The following is a 1694-nucleotide window of genomic DNA, read 5'->3' as shown; positions in this document are numbered from 1 at the left end:
GGAGTTCCATGATGGCACTTGATGAGCGGACGGGCGTCTGGAAGTCGGGGAGGGGCAAGGGGCGGCATGTTCCGAAGGGGCGTCAGCTGGACGATCTTGCGGTGCAGGAGGTTCAGGCGCTTCTGGGCGACGGGCCGCGTCGGCGGGATCTTTTGATCGAGTACCTGCACCTGGTGCAGGACGCGCACGGGCATCTGTCGGCGGCGCATCTGCGGGCGCTGGCCGAGGAGATGCGGCTGTCGCAGGCCGAGGTCTACGAGGTCGCCACCTTCTACGCGCATTTCGACGTGATCGGCGAGGGCGAGACGCCGCCGCCTTCGCTGACCATCCGGGTCTGCGATTCGCTGGCCTGCGAGATGGCCGGCGCGCAGGCGCTGAAATCGGCGCTGGAGGACGGGCTCGACCCGGCCGAGGTCCGCGTCCTGCGCGCGCCCTGCATGGGCCGCTGCGACACCGCGCCTGTCTGCGAGCTGGGCCACAACCATGTCGACCACGCCACGCCCGAAAAGGTGCATGCCGCGATCGCCGCGGGCGACACGCATGCGCATGTCCCGGCCTACCAGGGGCTTGCGGACTATCGCGCGGACGGCGGCTACGAAACGCTGGCCGAGCTGCGCGAGCGCGGCGACTTCGAGACGGTGCAGCAGACGCTTCTGGAGGCCGGGGTGCGGGGCCTTGGCGGGGCGGGGTTCCCGTCGGGCAAGAAATGGGGCTTCGTGCGCGCCGAGGCGGGGCCGCGCTACGTGGCCGTCAACGGCGACGAGGGCGAGCCGGGCACCTTCAAGGACCGCTATTACCTCGAGCGCGAACCGCATGTCTTTCTGGAAGGGCTGCTGATCGCCGCCTGGGCCGTCGAGGCCGAGACCTGCTTCATCTACATGCGCGACGAGTATCCGGCGGTGCTGGAGATCCTGAGATCCGAGATCGCCGCGCTGGAAGCGGCCGGCCTCGTGGCCCCGGGCCATATCGCGCTGCGCCGCGGCGCGGGCGCCTATATCTGCGGCGAGGAATCGGCGATGATCGAATCGATCGAGGGCAAGCGCGGCCTGCCGCGCCACCGCCCGCCCTTCGTCGCGCAGGTCGGCGTCTTCGGGCAGCCCACGCTGGTCAACAACGTGGAGACCCTGCACTGGGTGACGCGGGTGCTGCGCGAGGGCGGCGAGATCCTGTCGGGCGTGGAACGCAACGGCCGCAAGGGGTTGCGGTCCTATTCGGTGTCGGGACGGGTGAAAAACCCCGGCGTGCATCTGCTGCCGGCGGGCTCGACCATCCGTGACGTGATCGCGGCGGCGGGCGGCATGTGCGACGGCCATGTCTTCAAGGCCTACCAGCCGGGCGGGCCGTCCTCGGGGCTGCTGCCGGCGACGCTCGACGACGTGCCGCTGGATTTCGACACGCTGCAGCCGCACGGGACCTTCATCGGCTCGGCCGCCGTGGTGGTGCTGTCGGATCACGACCGCGCCCGCGACGCCGCGCTCAACATGCTGCGGTTCTTCGAGGATGAAAGCTGCGGGCAATGCACCCCCTGCCGCACGGGGTGCGAGAAGGCCGTCAAGCTGATGCAGGCCGAGGCCTGGGACACCGAGCTGCTCGAGGACCTGTGCCAGGTGATGGGCGACGCCTCGATCTGCGGCCTCGGCCAGGCCGCCCCCAACCCCATCCGGCTGGTGATGACGCATTTCGCCGATGAGATC

1 protein-coding gene is annotated in these 1694 nt (G+C 69.8%); it reads left to right on the top strand.

What is annotated here, in order from left to right:
• Window positions 1-11 precede the first annotated feature (11 nt).
• The coding region (locus tag V8324_RS21710) for an NAD(P)H-dependent oxidoreductase subunit E (protein ID WP_336421969.1) at window positions 12-1694 on the top strand (1683 nt) is incomplete at its 3' end.

Source organism: Roseovarius sp. D22-M7 (assembly GCF_037083785.1).
GTDB lineage: Bacteria > Pseudomonadota > Alphaproteobacteria > Rhodobacterales > Rhodobacteraceae > Roseovarius.
This window is presented reverse-complemented; position numbering and strand designations above follow the sequence as displayed.